The 19,761-nt window shown below is 67.4% G+C and carries 18 protein-coding genes, 2 tRNA genes and 2 pseudogenes; 14 read left to right on the top strand and 8 right to left on the bottom strand.

Annotated elements, in window-relative coordinates:
* Positions 1 to 28 precede the first annotated feature (28 nt).
* Positions 29 to 1,150, bottom strand: coding sequence for a sorbosone dehydrogenase family protein (locus tag A5691_RS18050; RefSeq protein WP_067758311.1), 1,122 nt, complete (start codon positions 1,148 to 1,150; stop codon positions 29 to 31).
* Between the two features lie 261 nt (positions 1,151 to 1,411).
* Between A5691_RS18050 and A5691_RS18045 the strand changes: the two genes are divergently transcribed.
* The gene (locus A5691_RS18045; RefSeq protein ID WP_068016304.1) at positions 1,412 to 2,266 is read left to right on the top strand and encodes a DoxX family protein; all 855 of its coding nucleotides are present in this window, start codon (positions 1,412 to 1,414) and stop codon (positions 2,264 to 2,266) included.
* Between the two features lie 3 nt (positions 2,267 to 2,269).
* Here A5691_RS18045 and A5691_RS18040 read toward each other — a convergent pair whose 3' ends face one another.
* Complete coding sequence (locus tag A5691_RS18040; RefSeq protein WP_067758317.1) at positions 2,270 to 2,626, bottom strand: PH domain-containing protein; 357 nt, start codon at positions 2,624 to 2,626, stop codon at positions 2,270 to 2,272.
* Positions 2,627 to 2,990: 364 nt separating this feature from the next.
* Between A5691_RS18040 and A5691_RS18035 the strand changes: the two genes are divergently transcribed.
* Genes A5691_RS18035 through ilvC form a run of 3 tightly spaced genes read left to right on the top strand, consistent with a single transcriptional unit; the run spans position 2,991 to position 6,344 of the window.
* Complete coding sequence (locus A5691_RS18035) at positions 2,991 to 4,808, top strand: acetolactate synthase large subunit (protein ID WP_369807437.1); 1,818 nt, start codon at positions 2,991 to 2,993, stop codon at positions 4,806 to 4,808.
* Complete coding sequence (gene ilvN, locus A5691_RS18030) at positions 4,808 to 5,308, top strand: acetolactate synthase small subunit (RefSeq protein ID WP_067758323.1); 501 nt, start codon at positions 4,808 to 4,810, stop codon at positions 5,306 to 5,308. Before A5691_RS18035 ends, ilvN begins: the two co-directional genes overlap by 1 nt.
* A 34-nt stretch (positions 5,309 to 5,342) precedes the next feature.
* Positions 5,343 to 6,344, top strand: coding sequence for a ketol-acid reductoisomerase (gene ilvC / locus A5691_RS18025; protein ID WP_082950394.1), 1,002 nt, complete (start codon positions 5,343 to 5,345; stop codon positions 6,342 to 6,344).
* Positions 6,345 to 6,518: 174 nt separating this feature from the next.
* On the opposite strand, the gene wrbA is transcribed toward ilvC, so the two are convergent.
* Complete coding sequence (gene wrbA, locus A5691_RS18020) at positions 6,519 to 7,118, bottom strand: NAD(P)H:quinone oxidoreductase (RefSeq protein ID WP_067758327.1); 600 nt, start codon at positions 7,116 to 7,118, stop codon at positions 6,519 to 6,521.
* Positions 7,119 to 7,225: 107 nt separating this feature from the next.
* Here wrbA and serA point away from each other — a divergent pair, with 107 nt between their 5' ends.
* Together serA and A5691_RS18010 are read left to right on the top strand one after the other, a co-directional pair.
* Entirely contained in the window at positions 7,226 to 8,812 is a 1,587-nt protein-coding gene (serA, locus tag A5691_RS18015; RefSeq protein ID WP_067758328.1) for a phosphoglycerate dehydrogenase, read from the top strand.
* A 37-nt stretch (positions 8,813 to 8,849) separates the two neighbouring features.
* Entirely contained in the window at positions 8,850 to 9,860 is a 1,011-nt protein-coding gene (locus tag A5691_RS18010; RefSeq protein ID WP_067889047.1) for a 3-isopropylmalate dehydrogenase, read from the top strand.
* Here A5691_RS18010 and A5691_RS18005 read toward each other — a convergent pair.
* The gene (locus tag A5691_RS18005; protein WP_067889050.1) at positions 9,760 to 11,064 is read right to left on the bottom strand and encodes an MFS transporter; all 1,305 of its coding nucleotides are present in this window, start codon (positions 11,062 to 11,064) and stop codon (positions 9,760 to 9,762) included. The two genes, A5691_RS18010 and A5691_RS18005, sit on opposite strands and share 101 nt — an antisense overlap.
* A gap of 94 nt (positions 11,065 to 11,158) precedes the next feature.
* Here A5691_RS18005 and A5691_RS18000 point away from each other — a divergent pair, with 94 nt between their 5' ends.
* The 4 genes from A5691_RS18000 to A5691_RS17985 all read left to right on the top strand — a co-directional run bounded on the left by A5691_RS18000 (position 11,159) and on the right by A5691_RS17985 (position 13,786).
* Positions 11,159 to 11,956, top strand: a complete 798-nt coding sequence (locus A5691_RS18000; protein WP_067758337.1) for a fumarylacetoacetate hydrolase family protein — start codon at positions 11,159 to 11,161, stop codon at positions 11,954 to 11,956.
* Positions 11,953 to 13,422: a glutamate--tRNA ligase gene (gltX, locus tag A5691_RS17995; protein WP_082950392.1), complete on the top strand. Its 1,470-nt coding sequence runs from the start codon at positions 11,953 to 11,955 to the stop codon at positions 13,420 to 13,422. The genes A5691_RS18000 and gltX overlap by 4 nt, the downstream gene beginning before the upstream one ends.
* Before the next feature lie 147 nt (positions 13,423 to 13,569).
* A tRNA-Gln gene (locus tag A5691_RS17990) sits at positions 13,570 to 13,641 on the top strand.
* Between the two features lie 72 nt (positions 13,642 to 13,713).
* A tRNA-Glu gene (locus A5691_RS17985) sits at positions 13,714 to 13,786 on the top strand.
* A gap of 5 nt (positions 13,787 to 13,791) precedes the next feature.
* On the opposite strand, the gene A5691_RS17980 is transcribed toward A5691_RS17985, so the two are convergent.
* Positions 13,792 to 14,304, bottom strand: coding sequence for a pyridoxamine 5'-phosphate oxidase family protein (locus A5691_RS17980; RefSeq protein ID WP_067783874.1), 513 nt, complete (start codon positions 14,302 to 14,304; stop codon positions 13,792 to 13,794).
* 156 nt (positions 14,305 to 14,460) lie between these two features.
* On the bottom strand, positions 14,461 to 15,162 hold the full coding sequence (locus tag A5691_RS17975; protein WP_067758343.1) for an IclR family transcriptional regulator: 702 nt from the start codon (positions 15,160 to 15,162) through the stop codon (positions 14,461 to 14,463).
* A gap of 86 nt (positions 15,163 to 15,248) precedes the next feature.
* Here A5691_RS17975 and leuC point away from each other — a divergent pair, with 86 nt between their 5' ends.
* The 3 genes from leuC to A5691_RS17960 all read left to right on the top strand — a co-directional run bounded on the left by leuC (position 15,249) and on the right by A5691_RS17960 (position 18,126).
* Positions 15,249 to 16,664: a 3-isopropylmalate dehydratase large subunit gene (gene leuC / locus A5691_RS17970; RefSeq protein WP_067889053.1), complete on the top strand. Its 1,416-nt coding sequence runs from the start codon at positions 15,249 to 15,251 to the stop codon at positions 16,662 to 16,664.
* Positions 16,665 to 16,688: 24 nt separating this feature from the next.
* Complete coding sequence (leuD, locus tag A5691_RS17965) at positions 16,689 to 17,285, top strand: 3-isopropylmalate dehydratase small subunit (protein ID WP_067758349.1); 597 nt, start codon at positions 16,689 to 16,691, stop codon at positions 17,283 to 17,285.
* A gap of 211 nt (positions 17,286 to 17,496) precedes the next feature.
* Complete coding sequence (locus A5691_RS17960; protein ID WP_067758352.1) at positions 17,497 to 18,126, top strand: HU family DNA-binding protein; 630 nt, start codon at positions 17,497 to 17,499, stop codon at positions 18,124 to 18,126.
* A gap of 69 nt (positions 18,127 to 18,195) precedes the next feature.
* Here A5691_RS17960 and A5691_RS17955 read toward each other — a convergent pair whose 3' ends face one another.
* On the bottom strand, positions 18,196 to 19,125 hold the full coding sequence (locus A5691_RS17955; RefSeq protein WP_067886950.1) for an NUDIX hydrolase: 930 nt from the start codon (positions 19,123 to 19,125) through the stop codon (positions 18,196 to 18,198).
* 86 nt (positions 19,126 to 19,211) lie between these two features.
* Positions 19,212 to 19,577, bottom strand: a pseudogene (locus tag A5691_RS17950) (RNA degradosome polyphosphate kinase); the annotation flags it as partial.
* Between A5691_RS17950 and A5691_RS27475 the strand changes: the two are divergent.
* Positions 19,470 to 19,761: pseudogene (locus A5691_RS27475) on the top strand (hypothetical protein); the annotation flags it as partial. The pseudogenes A5691_RS17950 and A5691_RS27475 sit on opposite strands and share 108 nt — an antisense overlap.

The raw sequence follows: 19,761 nt of genomic DNA, 5'->3' as shown, positions 1-19,761 counted from the left end.
TGCTGTGGCGTGCTCCGGCAGGCCCCAATCAGGTCTTGTCGTCGTTGTTGCGCGGGAAACCGCCGCCCTGCGGGAACAGCGGGAACACCACGTCGTCGAGCTTCTCGGCGTCGCCGGCGGTCTTGTTGACGGTTGCGCCCCAAACGTTTCCGTCCGGGGACATCCGCAGCGCCCACGCGTGGGCGTGGGTGTCCTTGCGGACCACGTCGGGTTCACCGGTGACGGCACCCGTCGCGGGAGCCAGCCGCACTGCGACCGTCAGCTTGGTGTTGATCAGGTTGACCAGCACGGTCCCGTCCATTGCCGCGCAGCCGGCCACGCCGGGCTTGTCCGGCCAGGTCCACACCGTGGAGACCTCGGAGGTCTTGGTGATGCGCTGCAACCGATCCGCCGTCGGCGTGCGGTCGGCGACGTAGAGCGAGCCGTCGACGGGGTCGATGCACAGGCCGCCGCCGGCGCCGACGCCCGACAGCGCCGTCGTCGGCGGGGCCTGACCGATGGTGGTCGGCTGCTCGATGCGAAGCACCTTGCCGGCCAGCGATTTGGGATCCGCCGCCGCCGCGGGGTTACCCGCATCGCCGGTCATCACGACCAGCGTGGTGGGGCTGGTGAAGATCAGCGCGCCGGTGTTCCCGGTGGCGCCCTTGGGGATCCCGGTCAGGATGTCTTTCGGGATGTCGCCGTCGGCCACCCGGATCACCCGATTGTCGGTAGGCGTGCTGACGTAGGCGTACATGAGCCGGTCTTGCGTGTAGGTCGGCGACAGCACGATGTCCATCAGCCCGCCGTCCCCGGAGGGGTCGACCGGGATGACCATCTTCACCTTCGGCTCGGCGCTCACCGAGATCTCCTTGACCGCGCCGGTGGTGCGCTCGGCGACCAGCGCGGTTTTGCTGTCGGGACCCATGATCAGTCCGCTGGTGCTCTCCAGGCAGCCCTGCATCACGCCAGGAGCCGGGCACGCCTTGGGGAACGGCGTGGGCGGTAGCGGCGGCGGTGGGGGAGGCGTCGAACTGGGTTGGGGCTTGAGTTCGGGGTTGGTGGTGAACGGCTGCGACTGGGCGTCGTTGAATCGTGCGCAGCCGCTCGCGACGAGCACCACCGCGCAAAGCGCGGCGAACCCGCACCGAACCGAGCGCCCTAATCGCATGACCGACAGGCTACGGATAGTGCGGCCGCCCCCGCCACACGCATGCGCTGCCCGCCCGGCGCGACGCGATCCGAGCGCGCCCGGGAACGGCCCACGGGCGGCGCCTGGCCCCCGATTTGCGGCCGGATTGGGCCCTGCGTCGGCCCGCGGGAGGCGTTTTCAGGCCGATCTGGACGTGTTCGGCGGGCAAACCGCCGATTGCCTGGCGAAAGCGCCGCTCAAATCCCCAATTCGGCGGCAAATGCCCTTACCCTGACACGCGTGACCAGTCAACCGAATGACGGACATTGGCAGCGGCCCGGCGAATCCCCGGAGCCAACTCCAGGTCGCCCCGCGACGGCGCGTGTGGTTGACCCCGAAGACGATCTGACGCCCGTCGGCTACCCCGGCGACTTCAACCCCTCCACCGGAACCACCACCGTCATCCCCTACATGGGCGACCACGTCGGCGGGTCCAGCGCGGCGGGGTACAACGTGCTCGACCAACAGGAGCCGTTGCCCTACGTCCAGCCGCAGGCATCGCGGCACGCAGCGGCCGAGCCCGCCGAGATCGACGCGGACGAACACCACGGCCGGCTGCACGAAGTGGGCCGCCGTGGAACCCAGCACCTGGGTTTGCTGATCTTGCGGGTCGGGCTCGGTGTCGTGCTGGCCGCCCACGGGTTGCAGAAGCTGACCGGCTGGTGGGGCGGCTCCGGCGTGGGCGGGTTCAAGAACTCACTGTCCGACGTCGGCTACCAGCACGCCGACATCCTGGCCTACGTCAGCGCCGGCGGCGAGCTCGTCGCGGGCGTTCTTCTGGTGCTCGGCCTGTTCACCCCGGTGGCCGCGGCCGGCGCGCTCGCCTTTCTGATCAACGGCATGCTGGCCACCATCACCGCGCGGCCGCATCCGCACAGCTTCACGTACTTCCTGCCCGACGGGCACGAATACCAGATCAGCCTGATCGTGATGGCCGTCGCGGTGATCCTGTGCGGGCCGGGCCGCTACGGCCTCGACGCGCGACGGGGCTGGGCGCATCGGCCCTTCATCGGGTCGTTCGTCGCGCTGCTGGTCGGCATCGCCGCCGGCATCGCGGTGTGGGTGCTGCTCAACGGGGTCAACCCGATCGCCTGACCGTCACTGATACGGGTTGGGCACCCGTCCCGAGCTGGCCTCGGTCAGCTGCGGCAGCGTCGCGAACGTCACCGCGGGCAGGCGCACCTCCGCGCCGCTCTTGAGGTGCGCGCGTGCCCAGGAACCCCGATGGAAGCGCAGCCCGTCGATGTCATCCCAGTCCACCGTCTGGCTGCCCAGCAGCGTGCGGACCGTCACGCCTCGATCGTCGGCGACGGTCCGCAACCGGACGATCAGCGCCGACAGCAGCACGGGGATCACCAGCAGTGGCGCCGAGGGCGGCCAGAGCATCACCGGGATCAGCAGCCCGAGGGTGAAGAACCCGACGGCCAGGTGCGCGATCGGGGACACCTTGATCACGACGGGTGTGTGGGAAGACGAACCGGTAGCCACCCGACCATCATTTCACCCGTCGCGGGGGGCCGGATCTGTGCGCGGGCCACGGGGCGCGGATTTGACTGCTGAGCTGTGCGAAGGCTACCGTCGGACGTTATGGATACCGCCGGACAGCCCGGGATGCTCGTAGTAATTAGTCGGCGCGTTGGTGCCTGACTAGCCTCTTCGGCATTTGAAGCTATCCAGACCAACGCGCAACCCTCGTGCAGCAGAAGAGCTGTCGGGGGTTTTTTGTTGCCCCCAGCGAGACTCCCAGAGTGAATAAGGACGAAAGACAGTGAGCGCACCCACCAGGCAGCACGCCACCCAGCCGGAGCGTGCCGCCGACATCGCCACGGACGCGGCGGAAACGCCGGCAGCCGCCCCCGCACGGAAGCCGAAACGTGTTGGGCCCGAGAAACTTACCGGCGCACAGTCGGTGATCCGGTCGCTGGAGGAGCTCGACGTCGAGGTCATCTTCGGGATTCCCGGCGGCGCCGTGTTGCCGGTTTACGATCCGCTGTTCGACTCGAAAAAGCTTCGCCACGTGCTGGTTCGGCACGAGCAGGGCGCCGGTCACGCCGCGAGCGGCTACGCCCACGCCACCGGCAAGGTCGGGGTGTGCATGGCGACGTCGGGCCCCGGCGCCACCAACCTGGTCACGCCGCTGGCCGACGCCCAAATGGACTCGGTGCCCGTCGTCGCCATCACCGGTCAGGTCGGTCGCACGCTGATCGGCACCGACGCCTTCCAGGAAGCCGACATCTCGGGCATCACGATGCCGATCACCAAGCACAACTTCCTGGTCCGCTCCGGCGACGAGATCCCGCAGGTGATGGCCGAGGCGTTCCACATCGCGTCCTCCGGCCGCCCCGGCACGGTGCTGGTCGACATCCCCAAAGACGTGCTGCAGGGGCAGTGCACGTTCAGCTGGCCGCCGCGCATGGACCTGCCCGGCTACAAGCCGAACACCAAGCCGCACAACCGGCAGATCCGCGAGGCCGCCAAGCTGATCGCCGACGCCCGCAAGCCGGTCCTCTACGTCGGTGGTGGCGTCATCCGCGGGGAGGCGACCGAGCAGCTGCGCGAGCTGGCCGAGCTGACCGGCATCCCGGTGGTCACCACCCTGATGGCGCGCGGGGCGTTCCCCGACAGCCACCGCCAGCACATGGGCATGCCCGGTATGCACGGCACCGTCGCCGCGGTGGCGGCGCTGCAGCGCAGCGACCTGCTGATCGCCCTGGGCACACGCTTCGACGACCGGGTGACCGGGAAGCTCGACACCTTCGCGCCCGAGGCGAAAGTCATTCACGCCGACATCGACCCGGCCGAGATCGGCAAGAACCGCCACGCCGACGTGCCGATCGTCGGCGACGTCCAAGCGGTCATCACCGACCTGATCGCGATGCTGCGGCACTACGACATCCCCGGCAGCGTCGACATGACGGAGTGGTGGGCCTATCTGGACAGCGTTCAGTCCACCTACCCGCTGAGCTACGACCCGCAGAGCGACGGCAGTCTCGGCCCGGAATACGTCATCGAGAAGCTCGGCCAGATCGCCGGGCCCGACGCGGTGTACGTCGCCGGGGTGGGCCAGCACCAAATGTGGGCCGCGCAGTTCATCTCGTATGAGAAACCGCGCACCTGGATCAACTCCGGTGGGCTGGGCACCATGGGGTTCGCCATACCGGCCGCCATGGGGGCCAAGATGGCTCGCCCGGAGGCCGAGGTGTGGGCCATCGACGGCGACGGCTGCTTCCAGATGACCAATCAGGAGCTGGCCACCTGCGCCATCGAAGGCGTGCCGATCAAGGTGGCGCTGATCAACAACGGCAACCTGGGCATGGTGCGTCAGTGGCAGACGCTGTTCTACGAGGAGCGGTATTCGCAGACGGACCTGGCCACGCACTCGCATCGCATCCCCGACTTCGTGAAGCTCGCGGAGGCGCTGGGCTGTGTCGGATTGCGTTGCGAGCGTGAGGAAGACGTCGAGGACGTGATCAACGCGGCCCGGGCGATCACCGATCGTCCCGTGGTGATCGACTTCATCGTCGGCGCCGACGCGCAGGTGTGGCCGATGGTCGCCGCGGGCACCAGCAACGACGAGATCCAGGCCGCTCGCGGCATTCGCCCGCTCTTCGACGACGAGAGCGAAGGGCACGCCTGATGCACACGCACACGCTGTCGGTGTTGGTGGAGGACAAGCCCGGTGTGCTCGCCCGCGTGGCGGCGCTGTTCTCCCGGCGCGGTTTCAACATCGAGTCGCTGGCCGTCGGGGCCACCGAGCAAAAGGACATGTCGCGCATGACGATTGTGGTCAGCGCGGAGGAGACCCCGCTCGAGCAGATCACCAAGCAGCTCAACAAGCTGATCAACGTCATCAAGATCGTCGAGCTCGACGACGGGGCCGCGGTGTCCCGGGAGTTGGCGCTGATCAAGGTGCGCGCCGACGCGGGCAGCCGCAGTCAGGTGATCGAGGCGGTGAACCTGTTCCGCGCCAAGGTGATTGACGTATCGACTGAGGCGCTGACGATCGAGGCTACCGGTGACCGCGGCAAGATCGAGGCGCTGCTGCGGGTGCTGGAACCGTTCGGCATCCGCGAGATAGTCCAATCGGGAGTGGTGTCGTTGTCCCGCGGTCCGCGCGGCATCGCCACGGCCAAGTAACACACAAGGAGATATTGAAACAGTGGCACTAGAAATGTTCTACGACGACGACGCAGACCTGTCGATCATCCAGGGCCGCAAGGTCGGCGTCATCGGGTACGGCAGCCAAGGGCACGCGCATTCGCTGAGCCTGCGCGACTCGGGTGTGCAGGTTCGCGTCGGGCTCAAGGAGGGTTCGAAGTCGCGGGCCAAGGTGGAGGAGCAGGGCCTGGAGGTCGACACGCCCGCCGAGGTGGCCAAGTGGGCCGACGTCATCATGCTGTTGGCGCCCGACACCGCGCAGGCGGACATCTTCAAGAACGACATCGAGCCCAACCTCAAGCCCGGTGACGCGCTGTTCTTCGGGCACGGTCTCAACATTCACTTCGGTCTGATCAAGCCGCCCGCCGATGTGACCATCGCGATGGTGGCCCCGAAGGGTCCCGGCCACCTGGTGCGCCGCCAGTTCGTCGACGGCAAGGGCGTGCCCTGCCTGATCGCGGTCGACCAGGACCCGAACGGCAACGGCGAGGCGCTGGCGCTGTCCTACGCCAAGGCCATCGGCGGCACCCGGGCCGGCGTCATCAAGACCACGTTCAAGGACGAGACCGAGACCGACCTGTTCGGCGAGCAGGCCGTGTTGTGCGGCGGCACAGAGGAATTGGTGAAGACCGGTTTCGACGTCATGGTTGAGGCGGGCTACCCGCCGGAGATGGCCTACTTCGAGGTGCTGCACGAGCTCAAGCTGATCGTCGACCTGATGTATGAGGGCGGCATCGCCCGGATGAACTACTCAGTGTCCGACACCGCGGAGTTCGGCGGGTATCTGTCGGGTCCGCGGGTCATCGACGCCGGCACCAAAGAGCGGATGCGTGAGATCCTGCGCGACATCCAGGACGGCACCTTCACCAAGAAGCTGGTGGCCAACGTCGAGGGCGGCAACAAGCAACTCGAGCAGCTGCGCAAGGAGAACGCCGAACACCCGATCGAGGTGACCGGCAAGAAGCTGCGCGACCTGATGAGCTGGGTCGACCGGCCGATCACCGAGACCGCGTAACCGGCGGGCCGCGCTGCCGACTGCCGGCGGCTTGCCGCTGCCGGCGGCCCTGCCGCGGCTGCGAGACATAAACCACGGCGACCGTTTACGGCGTCCTCTCTCCGCCGAGCGTGAAGCTGTTGCGAATTTCTTGGCTTATTCTCGCGACAGTTTCACGCTCGGCGCGGGCGCCGCTCAAGCACCCAGCCGGCCGGCGGTTTCGACCACGCGGCGGGCCAGGTGGTCCAGGGCGTTCCCGGTGGCCTCGTCGAATTCGTGAATGTTGTCGTGGGTGGAGACCAGGCTCACCCCGTACGGGTTGCCGTCGACGAACTTGACCGGGTCGGTGTAACCGGGCGGCACAATGATGCCGCCGAAATGCATCAGGGTGATGTATAGCGACAGCAGGGTGGTTTCCTGACCGCCGTGCAGCGTGTTGGACGACGTGAATCCCGCGTACACCTTGTCCGCGAGCTTGCCCTCGGCCCACAGCCCGCCGAGCGAGTCCAGGAAGTTGCGCAATTGCGCAGCGGGAGAGCCGAAGCGGGTCGGCGAACCGAAGATCACCGCGTCGGCCCAGACGATGTCCTCACCGGATGCCGCCGGAAGGTCCTTGGTTGCTTCGTAATTCGCGGTCCAGGCCGGGTTCTGCGCGAACGATTCCGGGTCGCGGGTCTCGGCGACGTGCCTCAGCCGGACTTCGGCGCCGGCGGACTCGGCCGCGGCGGCCACGCGTTGCGCCATCGCGGTGTTATGCCCGGTGGCCGAATAGTAGATGATCGCGAGTTTGGTCATCAGCGCATCGTAGGACCTCGCCGGCCCGCGCCCAACGGCCGTCGGTGCAGGTTACGGCAGTGGTGAGCCCGTCGAGGCCCGTCAAACGCAGCCGTTAGGCTGGCCGGGTGAATCTGCCTGTTGTATTGATCGCCGACAAACTCGCCCAATCGACTGTCGCCGCCCTGGGAGACCAGGTCGAGGTGCGCTGGGTAGACGGGCCGGACCGGGAGAAGCTGCTGGCCGCGGTGCCGGAGGCCGACGCGCTGCTGGTGCGCTCGGCCACCACGGTGGACGCCGAGGTGCTGGCGGCGGCCCCCAAGCTGAAGATCGTCGCCCGCGCCGGGGTCGGGCTGGACAACGTCGACGTGGACGCCGCGACCGAGCGCGGCGTGCTGGTGGTCAACGCGCCCACCTCGAACATCCACAGTGCCGCCGAGCACGCCCTGGCGCTGCTCTTGGCCGCCGCCCGGCAGATCCCGGCCGCCGACGCCTCGCTGCGCGAGCACACCTGGAAGCGGTCTTCGTTCAACGGCACCGAAATCTTCGGCAAGACGGTCGGCGTGGTGGGGCTAGGCCGGATCGGGCAGTTGGTCGCCCAGCGGTTGACGGCCTTCGGCACCCACCTCGTCGCCTACGACCCCTACGTCTCGCCGGCGCGGGCCGCGCAGCTGGGCATCGAACTGCTGCCCCTCGACGACCTGCTGGGCCGCGCCGACTTCATCTCGGTGCACCTGCCGAAGACGCCCGAGACGGCGGGCCTCATCGGTAAGGAAGCGCTCGCCAAGACCAAGCCGGGCGTCATCATCGTCAACGCCGCCCGCGGCGGCCTGATCGACGAGGCCGCGCTGGCCGAGGCGGTGAGCAGCGGCCACGTCCGGGCGGCCGGTCTCGACGTCTACGCCAAAGAGCCGTGCACCGACAGCCCGCTGTTCGAGCTGCCGCAGGTGGTGGTCACCCCGCACCTCGGCGCATCCACTTCCGAGGCCCAGGACCGGGCGGGCACCGACGTAGCCGAAAGCGTGAAACTGGCGCTGGCCGGGGAATTCGTTCCCGACGCCGTCAACGTCGGCGGCGGCGTGGTCAACGAAGAGGTGGCGCCCTGGCTGGACCTGGTGCGCAAGCTCGGCGTGCTGGCCGCCTCGTTGTCCGCCGGGCCGCCCGTTTCGGTGTCGGTGCAAGTGCGCGGCGAGCTGGCCTCCGAAGACGTTGAGGTGCTGAAGCTTTCGGCTCTGCGCGGACTGTTCTCGGCGGTGGTCGAGGGGCCGGTCACGTTCGTCAACGCACCGGCGCTGGCCGACGAGCGCGGCGTCACCGCGGAGCTCACCACGGCCTCGGAGAGCCCGAACCACCGCAGCGTCGTCGACGTGCGCGCGGTCGCCGCCGACGGCAGCGCCGTCAACGTGGCCGGCACGCTGTCCGGGCCGCAGTTGGTGGAGAAGATCGTCCAGATCAACGGCCGCAACTTCGATTTGCGCGCTCGCGGCACCAACCTGGTGATCAACTACGTCGACCAACCCGGGGCGCTGGGCAAGATCGGCACCCTGCTCGGCTCGGCCGGTGTGAACATCCAGGCCGCGCAGCTGTCCGAGGACGCCGAGGGCCCGGGCGCGACGATCCTGTTGCGGCTGGACCGGGACGTGCCGAGCGAGGTGCGATCGGAGATCGGTTCGGCGGTGGGCGCCAACAAGCTTGAGGTGGTTGATCTGTCGTGAAGCGCGCCGTCGACGATGCAGAACGAGGAGCGGCGCAATGAAGTTGGCGGTCATCGGCGGCGACGGTATCGGGCCGGAAGTGACGGCCGAGGCCCTCAAGGTGCTCGACGCGGTGCTGCCCGGTGTCCAGAAGACCGAATACGACTTGGGCGCCCGGCGTTTTCACGCCAGCGGTGAGCTCTTGCCGGAATCGGTGCTCGCCGAACTGCGCCAGCACGACGCCATCCTGCTCGGCGCGATCGGCGATCCGTCGGTGCCCAGCGGCGTGCTGGAGCGGGGTCTGTTGCTGCGCCTGCGGTTTGAGCTCGATCATCACGTCAACCTGCGCCCGGGCCGGCTGTATCCCGGTGTGGCAAGCCCGCTCGCCGGAAACCCCGACATCGATTTCGTGGTCGTGCGTGAGGGGACCGAGGGTCCCTACACGGGCACCGGCGGCGCCATCCGCACCGGCACGCCCAACGAGGTTGCCACCGAGGTGAGCCTGAACACCGCCTTCGGCGTGCGCCGCGTGGTGGCCGACGCATTCGAGCGCGCGCAGCGGCGGCGCAAGCACCTGACGCTGGTGCACAAGACCAACGTGCTGACGTTCGCCGGCAAGCTGTGGGCGCGCATCGTGGCCGAGGTCGGGGAGCAGTACCCCGACGTCGAAGTCGCGTACCAACACGTCGACGCCGCCACCATCTTCATGGTGACCGACCCAGGGCGCTTCGACGTGATCGTCACCGACAACCTGTTCGGCGACATCATCACCGACTTGGCGGCGGCGGTGTGTGGCGGAATTGGGTTGGCCGCCAGCGGGAATATCGACGCCACGCGGACGAACCCGTCGATGTTCGAGCCGGTGCACGGCAGCGCGCCGGACATCGCGGGCCAGGGCATCGCCGACCCGACCGCGGCGATCATGTCGGTGGCGTTGCTGCTCGCCCATATCGGCGAGGACGATGCCGCTAGCCGGGTGGATCGGGCCGTCGAGGCCTACCTGGCAGCGCGTGGGAGCGAACGGCTCGCCACCGCCGAAGTCGGCGAACGGATTGCTTCCGCGCTGTAGTTTCCAGGCCGGGCGGGAGCAGGCGCGCGGGAACCAGGGGCACCGCGATCATTGGGAACAGTCCGCACAACATCCACGCATTCGGATATTTCGCGGCGGTGATCAAGGCGCCGAATAGCGGTGGCGCCGCGGCGGCCATCACCCGCTGGGTGGTGTTCTGGATGCCCAGGGCGCGCCCGCTCCAGAACGGACCGGCGAATTCGGTGATGGCCGTGGCCTCCAGCCCGTTGTCGAGCACGGCGATCACCGAGATGGCCACCATCAGCGGCGCCTGATAGCTCGAATTCAGGAAATCGGCCCAGGCCAACAGCAACAGCGTGACGGCGGCCGCGCCCGCGATGAGGCGCACCGGGCGCATTCGCGAACCGATCCGGTCGGACCAGCGGCCCACCAAGACGCGGCCGACGGCGCCCAGCAGCTGCGAGAGGGTGACCAGACTGCCGGCGGCCGCGACCGACCAGTTCAGATTCTTGATCAGCCACACCAGCATGAACGTGACGGTCACCGTCTGCGGCACCATCATCAGACCGGCGACCGTGTGAATTCGCCACAGCGTCAACGACCCTCGGTAGGGGCTGGCGAGTTCGGTGTCGGTGGCTTTCTCCCGCGGCTTGCGCGGCGGGTCGATGATGCCGACCGCGCTGGCTGCCGCTCCCAGGGCGCACGCCAACGCCGTGAACCTGAGCCCCGTACTTGGCCCGTGCTCGGCCAGCTCGGGAATGACCAGCGCTCCCAAGGCGATTCCGAGGGGTTGCGCGGTTTGGCGGAAGCCCATCGCGAGGCCGCGTTGGTGCGGCGGAAACCACGCCGACACCAGCCGCCCGCCGGCGGTGTTGCAGCTCGCGGCCGCCATGCCGCCGAGAAACAAATAGACCGCCATGAGCACCATCGAATGCGCCGAGGCCGCGGCGTAGGCCGCCACGGCGGTGAGCGCCGAACCCGCGGCCATCACCAGACGCTCGCCCACCCGGTCCAGGACGTAACCCCACAGCACCAGCGTGACGACCATGCCCCAACTGGGCATCGAGGACAACAGACCGGCTTCGTCGAGCGGGATTCCCCGCGCCGATTGCAGCGACGGGATCAGGAACGCGACGCCATTGATGAAGAGGAAGGAGCTCGCGGTGGCCACCAGCGATACGACCATGATGGACCAGCGCGCGCCCGCGCCCAGGTCCCGCGTCGCGGCCGTCCCGGTCTGCATCCCCCATGCTTGCATACGCGGCAAAACCGCTGGTAATACTCGTGTGCCTGCTGCCATTGCGATGAGGCAACCGCTCATTAGTAGGCTCAACGAAATGCGCCTTGGTCGAATCGCCAGCCCCGACGGTGTCGCCTTCGTCAGCATCGAGGGCGAACTCACCGATCCCGCCGCGATGATTGCCCGCGAGATCGCCGAGCATCCGTTTGGCACGCCGAACTTCACCGGCCGCTCGTGGCCGCTGCCCGACGTGCGGCTGCTGGCCCCGATACTGGCCAGCAAGGTGGTTTGCATCGGCAAGAACTACACCGATCACATCGCGGAGATGACCGAGCTCACCGGTCCGGCCGCGCAAGATCCGATCATCTTCCTCAAGCCCAACACGGCGATCGTCGGCCCGAATGTGCCGATTCGGTTGCCGGCCAACGCATCACCCGTGCATTTCGAGGGCGAGCTGGCCGTGGTCATCGGCCGGCCCTGCAAGGACGTCACGGCCGCCGAGGCGGCCGACAGCATCCTGGGCTACACCGTCGGCAACGACGTCTCGGCCCGCGATCAACAGAAGGCCGACGGCCAGTGGACGCGGGCGAAGGGACACGACACCTTCTGCCCGGTGGGACCGTGGATCGTCACCGATGTCGACCCGGCGGATCTCGAAATCCGAACCGAGGTCAACGGCGAAGTGAAGCAACACAGCCGCACCTCGCTGATGATCCATGACGTCGGCGCCATCGTCGAATGGATTTCGGCCGTGATGACCCTGCTGCCCGGCGACCTGATCCTCACCGGAACGCCGGCCGGGGTCGGCCCGATCGAGGACGGCGACACGGTGTCGATCACCATCGAGGGCATCGGCACCCTGTCCAATCCCGTGGTCCGTAAGGGCAAGTCGTGACGGCGGAAGCGAAAGTCCGGGTCCGGTTCTGCCCCTCGCCCACCGGCACGCCGCACGTCGGAATGGTCCGCACCGCGCTGTTCAACTGGGCCTACGCCCGGCACACGGGTGGCACGTTCGTGTTCCGGATCGAGGACACCGACGCCGAACGCGACAGCGAGGAAAGCTATTTGGCGCTGCTGGACGCGCTGCGTTGGCTCGGCTTGGACTGGGACGAGGGGCCCGAGGTCGGCGGGCCCTACGGCCCGTACCGCCAATCGCAGCGCAAGGAGATCTACCGCGACGTGGTGGCCAAGCTACTCGAAGCGGGCGAGGCCTACTACGCGTTCTCGACCCCGGAAGAGGTTGAGGCGCGCCACATCGCGGCGGGCCGCAACCCGAAACTGGGATACGACAACTTCGACCGGCAACTCACCGACGCCCAGCGGGCCGCGTTCCTCGCCGAGGGGCGCAAGCCGGTGGTGCGGCTGCGGATGCCCGACCAAGACCTCGGTTGGAACGACCTGGTGCGCGGGCCCACGAACTTCGCCGCCGGCAGCGTGCCCGACTTCGCGCTGACCCGCGCCAACGGAGATCCGTTGTACACCTTGGTCAACCCGTGCGACGACGCGCTGATGAGGATCACCCATGTGCTGCGGGGCGAGGACTTGCTGCCGTCCACCCCACGCCAGCTGGCGCTCTATCAGTCGCTGATTCGGATCGGCGTCGCCGAGCGCGTCCCGGAGTTCGCCCACCTGCCAACGGTGTTGGGGGAGGGGACCAAGAAACTGTCCAAGCGCGACCCGCAGTCGAACCTGTTCGCGCACCGCGACCGGGGCTTCATCCCGGAGGGGCTGCTCAATTATCTGGCGCTGCTGGGCTGGGCCATCGCCGACGACCACGACCTGTTCAGTCTCGACGAGATGGTGGCCGCGTTCGACGTCGTCGACGTCAACTCCAACCCCGCGCGGTTCGACCAGAAAAAGGCCGACGCGCTCAACGCCGAGCACATCCGGATGCTCGAGCCGGCCGACTTCGTGGGCCGGCTGCGCGACTACTTCGACGTGCACGGCCACCGCCTCGGGTTGGACGATCCGGCGTTCGCCACCGCCGCCGACCTGGTGCAGACGCGCATCGTGGTGCTCGCCGACGCGTGGGAGCTGCTGAAGTTCCTCAACGACGACGAGTACGGCATCGATCCCAAGGCCGCCGCCAAGGAGCTCGGCCCGGAGGCGGTCGCCGTGCTAGACGCGGCGCTGGCCGCGCTGGACGGCCTGTCGGAGTGGACGACAGCCCAGATCGAGCCCGCGCTCAAGGCGACCCTCATCGAGGATTTGGGCCTCAAACCGCGCAAGGCCTTCGGTCCGATCAGGGTTGCGGCCACCGGAACGACCGTGAGCCCGCCGTTGTTCGAATCGCTGGAGCTGCTGGGCCGTGAGCGCAGCCTGCAGCGGTTACGCGCCGCACGCGAAACGGTCGGCGGCTAGGCGAAGACATCGCGTGCGGATTGTGTGCCGAGTCTTTGGTAGTCTGCACTGCGGTTCGCAAAGGCCGACAACGGCTGGCAGCGGCGGTCCCCGGAGCGGCGCGTTATCGCTCAGAGTGACCGCTGACCAGCGGTTTTAGGCAGCCAATGGGGTATGGTGTAATTGGCAACACAGCTGATTCTGGTTCAGCCATTCTAGGTTCGAGTCCTGGTACCCCAGCAAAATCTCGCCACCTCAAGCGATTAGGTGGCCTTTGACGTGTGAGCTATGCTGACACCTCGGATCGTGTCTGGCCCCGTCGTCTAGCGGCCTAGGACGCCGCCCTCTCACGGCGGTAGCGTGGGTTCGAATCCCATCGGGGCTACAAAACTATTGACCGGTTCCCAACACGGCTGGTGCCGTGGACCCACCCACCGGCATGGCCGGCAGGCCGAGTTTGCGGTGATCCCATGACCGCGCGCGCTGAGCGACGATGCGCACGCAGACGCGCTTGTTCATCATCTGCTCCACGAAGGGCTTCATCTCGTCGGTGTAGGGCCCGGTGTAGCGCTCGAACACGCTGACCCCGACGCGGTGCGACACGTCGGGATCGTCGACGATCTCCGCGACGCCCTCGAATGAGACCCCACGCAGTGTGTCGTAGGTGTCGCCGTCCTCGATCAGGAAGCTCACCCGCGGATCCCGTTTGAGGTTGACCGCCTTCTGCGACTTGGCCTTGGTTTCCAGCCAGATTTCTCCGTCCACGACGGCGTACCACATTGCGGTCAGATGCGGCTGGCCGTCGGGGCCGACGGTGGCCAGCGTTCCGGTGCGGCTCTTGACGACGAAGTCGGCGATTTCGTCTTCCGACATGACGATGCTCGCGCGCTGATTGGTTCCCATGGCGGTCAGTCTGTCAGGCGACGTCCGGTCGAGCGTGCGCTGGTGGCGTTCAGTGTGCGCTGATGGCGTCGGGTGTGCGTGTGCGGCGGGATTTTGGCGACTTCGCCGCCATAGTTGCACTCGCAACGCCATCGATGCACACCCGACTTGGCGGCCCTACAGCCGGCGGGTGAGCGCGTCGGCCGCGGACAACAGGTCGGCGGCCCAGCGCGCGCCGGGACGGCGGCCGATCCGGTCGACGGGTCCCGACACGGAGATGGCGGCGATGACGGCGCCCCGGCCATCGCGCACGGGAACCGACACGCTCGCGACGCCGGGCTCTCGCTCGGCCACGCTCTGCGCCCAGCCGCGCCGCCGCACTTCGGCGAGCGTGCGCTCGGTGAACTTCGCCGTCGGCAGCACCGCCTTTTGCGTCGCCGCGTCGCTGTGGGCCAGCAGCACCTTGGCGCCCGAGCCCGCGGTCATCGGCAGTCGAGCCCCGACCGGCACGGTATCGCGAAGGCCCGCAGCGGGTTCCAGGGCGGCCACACAGACCCGCGTCGTGCCTTCGCGGCGGTACAGCTGCACGCTCTCGCCCGTGGTCTCACGCAGCAGGGGCAGCACGCCCGCGCTGGCGGCCAGCAGCGGATCGTTGACGTGAGCGGCGAGCTCGGTGATGGCCGGGCCCAGTAGCCAGCGCCCTTCGTCGTCGCGGCCCAGCAGGCGATGGATTTCGAGCGCGGCGGCCAGCCGATACGCGGTGGCCCTGGGTAATCCGGTCCGTTCGCACAGTTCGGCCAGTCCGCACGGGGATTGGGCGATCGTGTGCAGGACACTCACGGCTTTGTCGAGGACGCCGATGCCGCTATGCTGTCTCACAAGAAGATACTAGCGTCTCGCATTCTGAGATCACAGCCCGTGGTGGATCGGCGAGCCGCGCACCAGGAATAGAGGCGAGTTTTCAGATGGGATCCGACAAGCCGCGCACCCTGGCCGAAAAGGTCTGGGAGGACCACGTTGTGGACAAAGGGGCCGCTGACGCGCCCGACCTGATCTACATCGATCTGCATCTGGTGCACGAGGTCACCAGCCCGCAGGCCTTCGACGGTTTGCGCCTGGCGGGCCGTCCGGTGCGGCGCCCCGATCTGACGCTGGCCACCGAGGATCACAACGTGCCCACGGTCGACATCGACAAGCCGATCGCCGACCCGGTGTCGCGCACTCAGGTCGAGACGTTGCGCCGAAACTGCGCCGAATTCGGCGTCCGCCTTTACCCGATGGGCAATATCGAACAGGGCATCGTGCATGTCGTCGGGCCGCAATTGGGGCTCACGCAACCCGGAATGACCGTTGTCTGTGGGGATAGTCACACATCGACGCACGGCGCATTCGGCGCGCTGGCGATGGGCATCGGCACGTCGGAGGTCGAGCATGTGCTGGCGACCCAGACGTTGCCGCTGCGGCCATTCAAGACCATGGCGGTAAATGTCGACGGCGAATTGCCCGCCGGTGTGACGGCCAAGGACATCATTCTCGCGCTGATCGCCAAGATCGGCACCGGCGGCGGGCAGGGCCACGTCATCGAATACCGCGGCAGCGCCATCGAATCGCTGTCGATGGAAGCCAGGATGACGATCTGCAACATGAGCATCGAGGCCGGCGCCCGGGCGGGCATGGTGGCACCGGATGCCACCACCTTCGAATTCCTGCGCGACAAGCCGCACGCGCCGCAGGGCGAGCAATGGGAGGCGGCGATGCGCTATTGGCAGCAGCTGCACACCGACCCCGGCGCCGTCTTCGACACCGAGGTCCACCTCGACGCAACAACGTTGAGCCCGTTCGTGACCTGGGGAACCAATCCGGGGCAGGGCGTACCGCTGTCCGCGGCCGTGCCCGACCCGGAGCTGATGACCGGCGACGCCGAGCGGCAGGCCGCCGAGAAGGCGTTGGCTTACATGGACCTTCGCCCCGGCACCCCGATGCGCGATATCGCCGTCGACACCGTGTTCGTGGGCTCCTGTACCAACGGTCGCATCGAAGACCTGCGCGTGGTCGCCGACGTGCTGCGCGGTCGCAAGCTGGCACCGGGGGTGCGGATGCTCGTGGTGCCCGGGTCGATGCGGGTGCGCGCGCAGGCCGAAGCCGAAGGGCTGGGCGACGTTTTCACCGCCGCGGGCGCCGAATGGCGCCAGGCGGGCTGCTCGATGTGCCTGGGGATGAACCCGGACCAGCTGTCGCCGGGAGAGCGGTGCGCGGCGACGTCCAACCGCAACTTCGAAGGGCGGCAGGGGAAAGGCGGCCGCACGCACCTGGTGTCTCCGGCCGTCGCCGCCGCGACGGCGGTTCGCGGCACGTTGTCCGCCCCGGCCGATTTGAACTGATCCATTCGAGAAGAAGGCAAGAGCATGGAAGCATTTCACACGCACACCGGCATCGGTGTGCCGTTGCGGCGGTCCAATGTGGACACCGATCAGATCATTCCGGCGGTGTATTTGAAGCGGGTCACCCGAACCGGTTTCGAGGACGGACTGTTCGCCAGCTGGCGCTCGGATCCCTCATTCGTCCTCAACCTCAGCCCCTTTGACCGGGGGTCGGTCCTGGTCGCTGGACCCGATTTCGGGACCGGCTCGTCGCGCGAGCATGCGGTGTGGGCCCTCATGGACTACGGGTTCCGGGTGGTCATCTCGTCTCGATTCGGTGACATCTTCCGGGGCAACGCCGGCAAGGCGGGGCTCCTGGCGGCCGAGGTTTCGCAAGACGGCGTGGAACTCCTTTGGAAGCTCATCGAGCAGAGTCCGGGGCTGGAAATCACTGCCAATCTTCAAGATCGAAATATCACCGCGGGAACGACGGTGTTGCCGTTCAAGATTGACGACCACACCGCCTGGCGGCTTCTCGAGGGGCTTGACGATATAGCCCTTACGCTGCGGAAACTCGACAAAATCGAGTCATACGAGGCCGCGTATCCGAAGTGGAAACCGCGCACCCTGCCTGCCTCCTGAGCGGTCGTGACGACCGAAATTTCTTCTCGCTCACCTAACTAATTCGGGCGGAATTCCAGTCCCCCACCGGTCAAGGGCGGCAACCGGATTGCGAAAACTTCCGATTGTCCGACCCTGAAATTGCGCGTGGCTCTTGGAAATTTGCTGGGTGAGGGTTTACCGTGTGCACTAGTCGGTTCAAACAGAGGACCACTAGCGTCGGAGGGATTGGATGAATAAGGCAGAGCTCATTGATGTGCTCACACAGAAATTGGACACCGACCGTCGGCAGGCAACCGCGGCTGTCGAGAACGTTGTGGACACCATTGTGCGTGCCGTGCACAAGGGTGACAGCGTCACCATCACTGGGTTCGGTGTGTTCGAGCAGCGGCGTCGCGCGGCCCGGGTGGCCCGCAACCCGCGTACCGGCGAGACGGTGAAAGTTAAGCCGACTTCCGTGCCGGCGTTCCGGCCCGGTGCTCAATTCAAAGCGGTTGTGTCTGGGGCACAGCGTCTCCCGTCGGAAGGACCTGCAGTGAAGCGTGGTGTAGTGGCAAGCGGTGCGGCCAAGAAGACGGCCGCCAAGAAGGCTCCGGCGAAGAAGGCGGCCGCCAAGAAGGCTCCCGCCAAGAAGGCCGCCGCCAAGAAGGCTCCCGCCAAGAAGGCTCCGGTCAAGAAGGCGGCGACCAAGGCCCCGGCCAAGAAGGCCGCAACCAAGGCCCCGGCCAAGAAGACCGCGGCGAAGAAGGTCGTGGCGAAGAAGGCTCCGGCCAAGAAGGCCGCAACCAAGGCTCCGGCCAAGAAGACCGCCGCAAAGAAGGCTCCCGCCAAGAAGGCCACCGCGCGTCGCGGTCGCCGCTGAGGCATCGGTCGAGTTCTAGACGCGAATACCCTTCGGGGCGCAGCGATGCACCCGAAGGGTATTCGCGTGTTATGCCCGCACGTTGGCGGCCAGGGCGCCGCCGATGTGGTCCGCCGACACCAGCCGGCCGCCCGCGAGCGAGAGCACCCAGGTGCTGCCCTTGTGGTTGCGTGACTTGTCCGGGCGTACCCCGTCGCGTTCGCACCACCACGCGATCAAATCCGGGATCACCTTGCCCTGGGTGCAAATGACCGGTGTGCCTTGCTGCTCCGCGATGGCGAGCATCCGGTGCCGGCCGCGTTTGGGGCTCTTGGCGTAGGACTCTTCGGTGAGGGTGGGCTCGTTGTGCACCGGCACACCCAGCTCCTCCGCGAGGGGCTCCACCGTCTGGTGGCAGCGCAGCCGGTCGGCCGCATAGACGTCGGTGGCGCCGAAGGCCAGCAGCTGCGGCACCAGCGCCTCGGCCTGCGCGCGGCCCCGTTTGTCCAGCGGCCGTTGGGTGTCGTCGCCCTTGAAGCGCGATTTACGGCCCGCCGTCCCGTGCCGGACCACCACCACCGTGTGCGTGTCCGCGGGATGTTTGGTGAAGTGGCGCAGCATCTTTCGGTCGTGAGAGTAGCTGATTTTCTTCAGCGCGTCGGAAATCGGTAGCCACACCAATTCGTCGACCTCGTTGCCGGGGGTGAAGTCACCGCCGGTGCTGCGCGCGGCCCAGTAGTAGACCTTCTTGACCCCGGCATCGATCGGGTAGCTCACCATGTCGAGCCGCCTGCCCAGGATGGAGTGGTGCCCCGTCTCCTCGCGTACCTCCCGCACCGCGGCGACGGGCGCCGTCTCGCCCGGGTCGACCTTGCCCTTGGGCAGCGACCAGTCGTCGTAGCGGGGGCGGTGGATCACCGCGATCTCGAGGCCGGGGTTGGTCGAATCGGTCGGCCGCCACAGCACGGCTCCGGCGGCATACACGATCCGGCTTCCCGAACGCGAGCTCTTGGTCGGCAACTCAACTCCTGCAGGTCAATTCGGTGCGGGGTCGCGCGCACGGTCGCGGTGCGGCCGGAGACAACCGTAAAGCACCACGCGGAGGGTTACGGACTGCGGTGCCGCTCCATCAACGACACTTGGTGATCGCGCACGGTGTGGCCCTCTTGCGGCGACGCGGTCCACTGCCCGTCGGGCCCCAGCTCCCAGCATCGAGTGGAGGGGTCGAGTGCGGACTCGAACAGGTCGTCCAGGTATGAGGTGAGCCTCGGATCCTTGACCTGAACCAACGCCTCGACGCGGCGGTCGAGGTTGCGGTGCATCATGTCGGCGCTGCCGATCCAGAACTCGTTGATGCGATTGAAATGCATGATGCGGGAATGTTCGAGGAAACGACCGAGGATCGAGCGGACCGCAATGTTCTCCGAGAACTCTTCGGCGCCGGGGCGCAGCGCGCAGATGCCGCGCACCGCGAGCACGGCGGCGGCCGGATCCGGCTCAAGATGAATGCCCTCGTCGACGAACAGGTCATCGACGCGCTGTATCGCGCATCGATGGCGGACGTGCGGGTGGAGGTGGTGGTGCGCGGCATCTGCGCGCTGCGCCCCGGCGCCGAAGAGTTCTCGGAGAACATTGCGGTCCGCTCGATCCTCGGTC

The organism is Mycobacterium sp. E183, assembly GCF_001667735.1.
Classification (GTDB): domain Bacteria; phylum Actinomycetota; class Actinomycetes; order Mycobacteriales; family Mycobacteriaceae; genus Mycobacterium.
The sequence above is the reverse complement of the archived record's forward strand: the minus strand, read 5'-3'. Positions and strand labels throughout refer to the sequence as shown.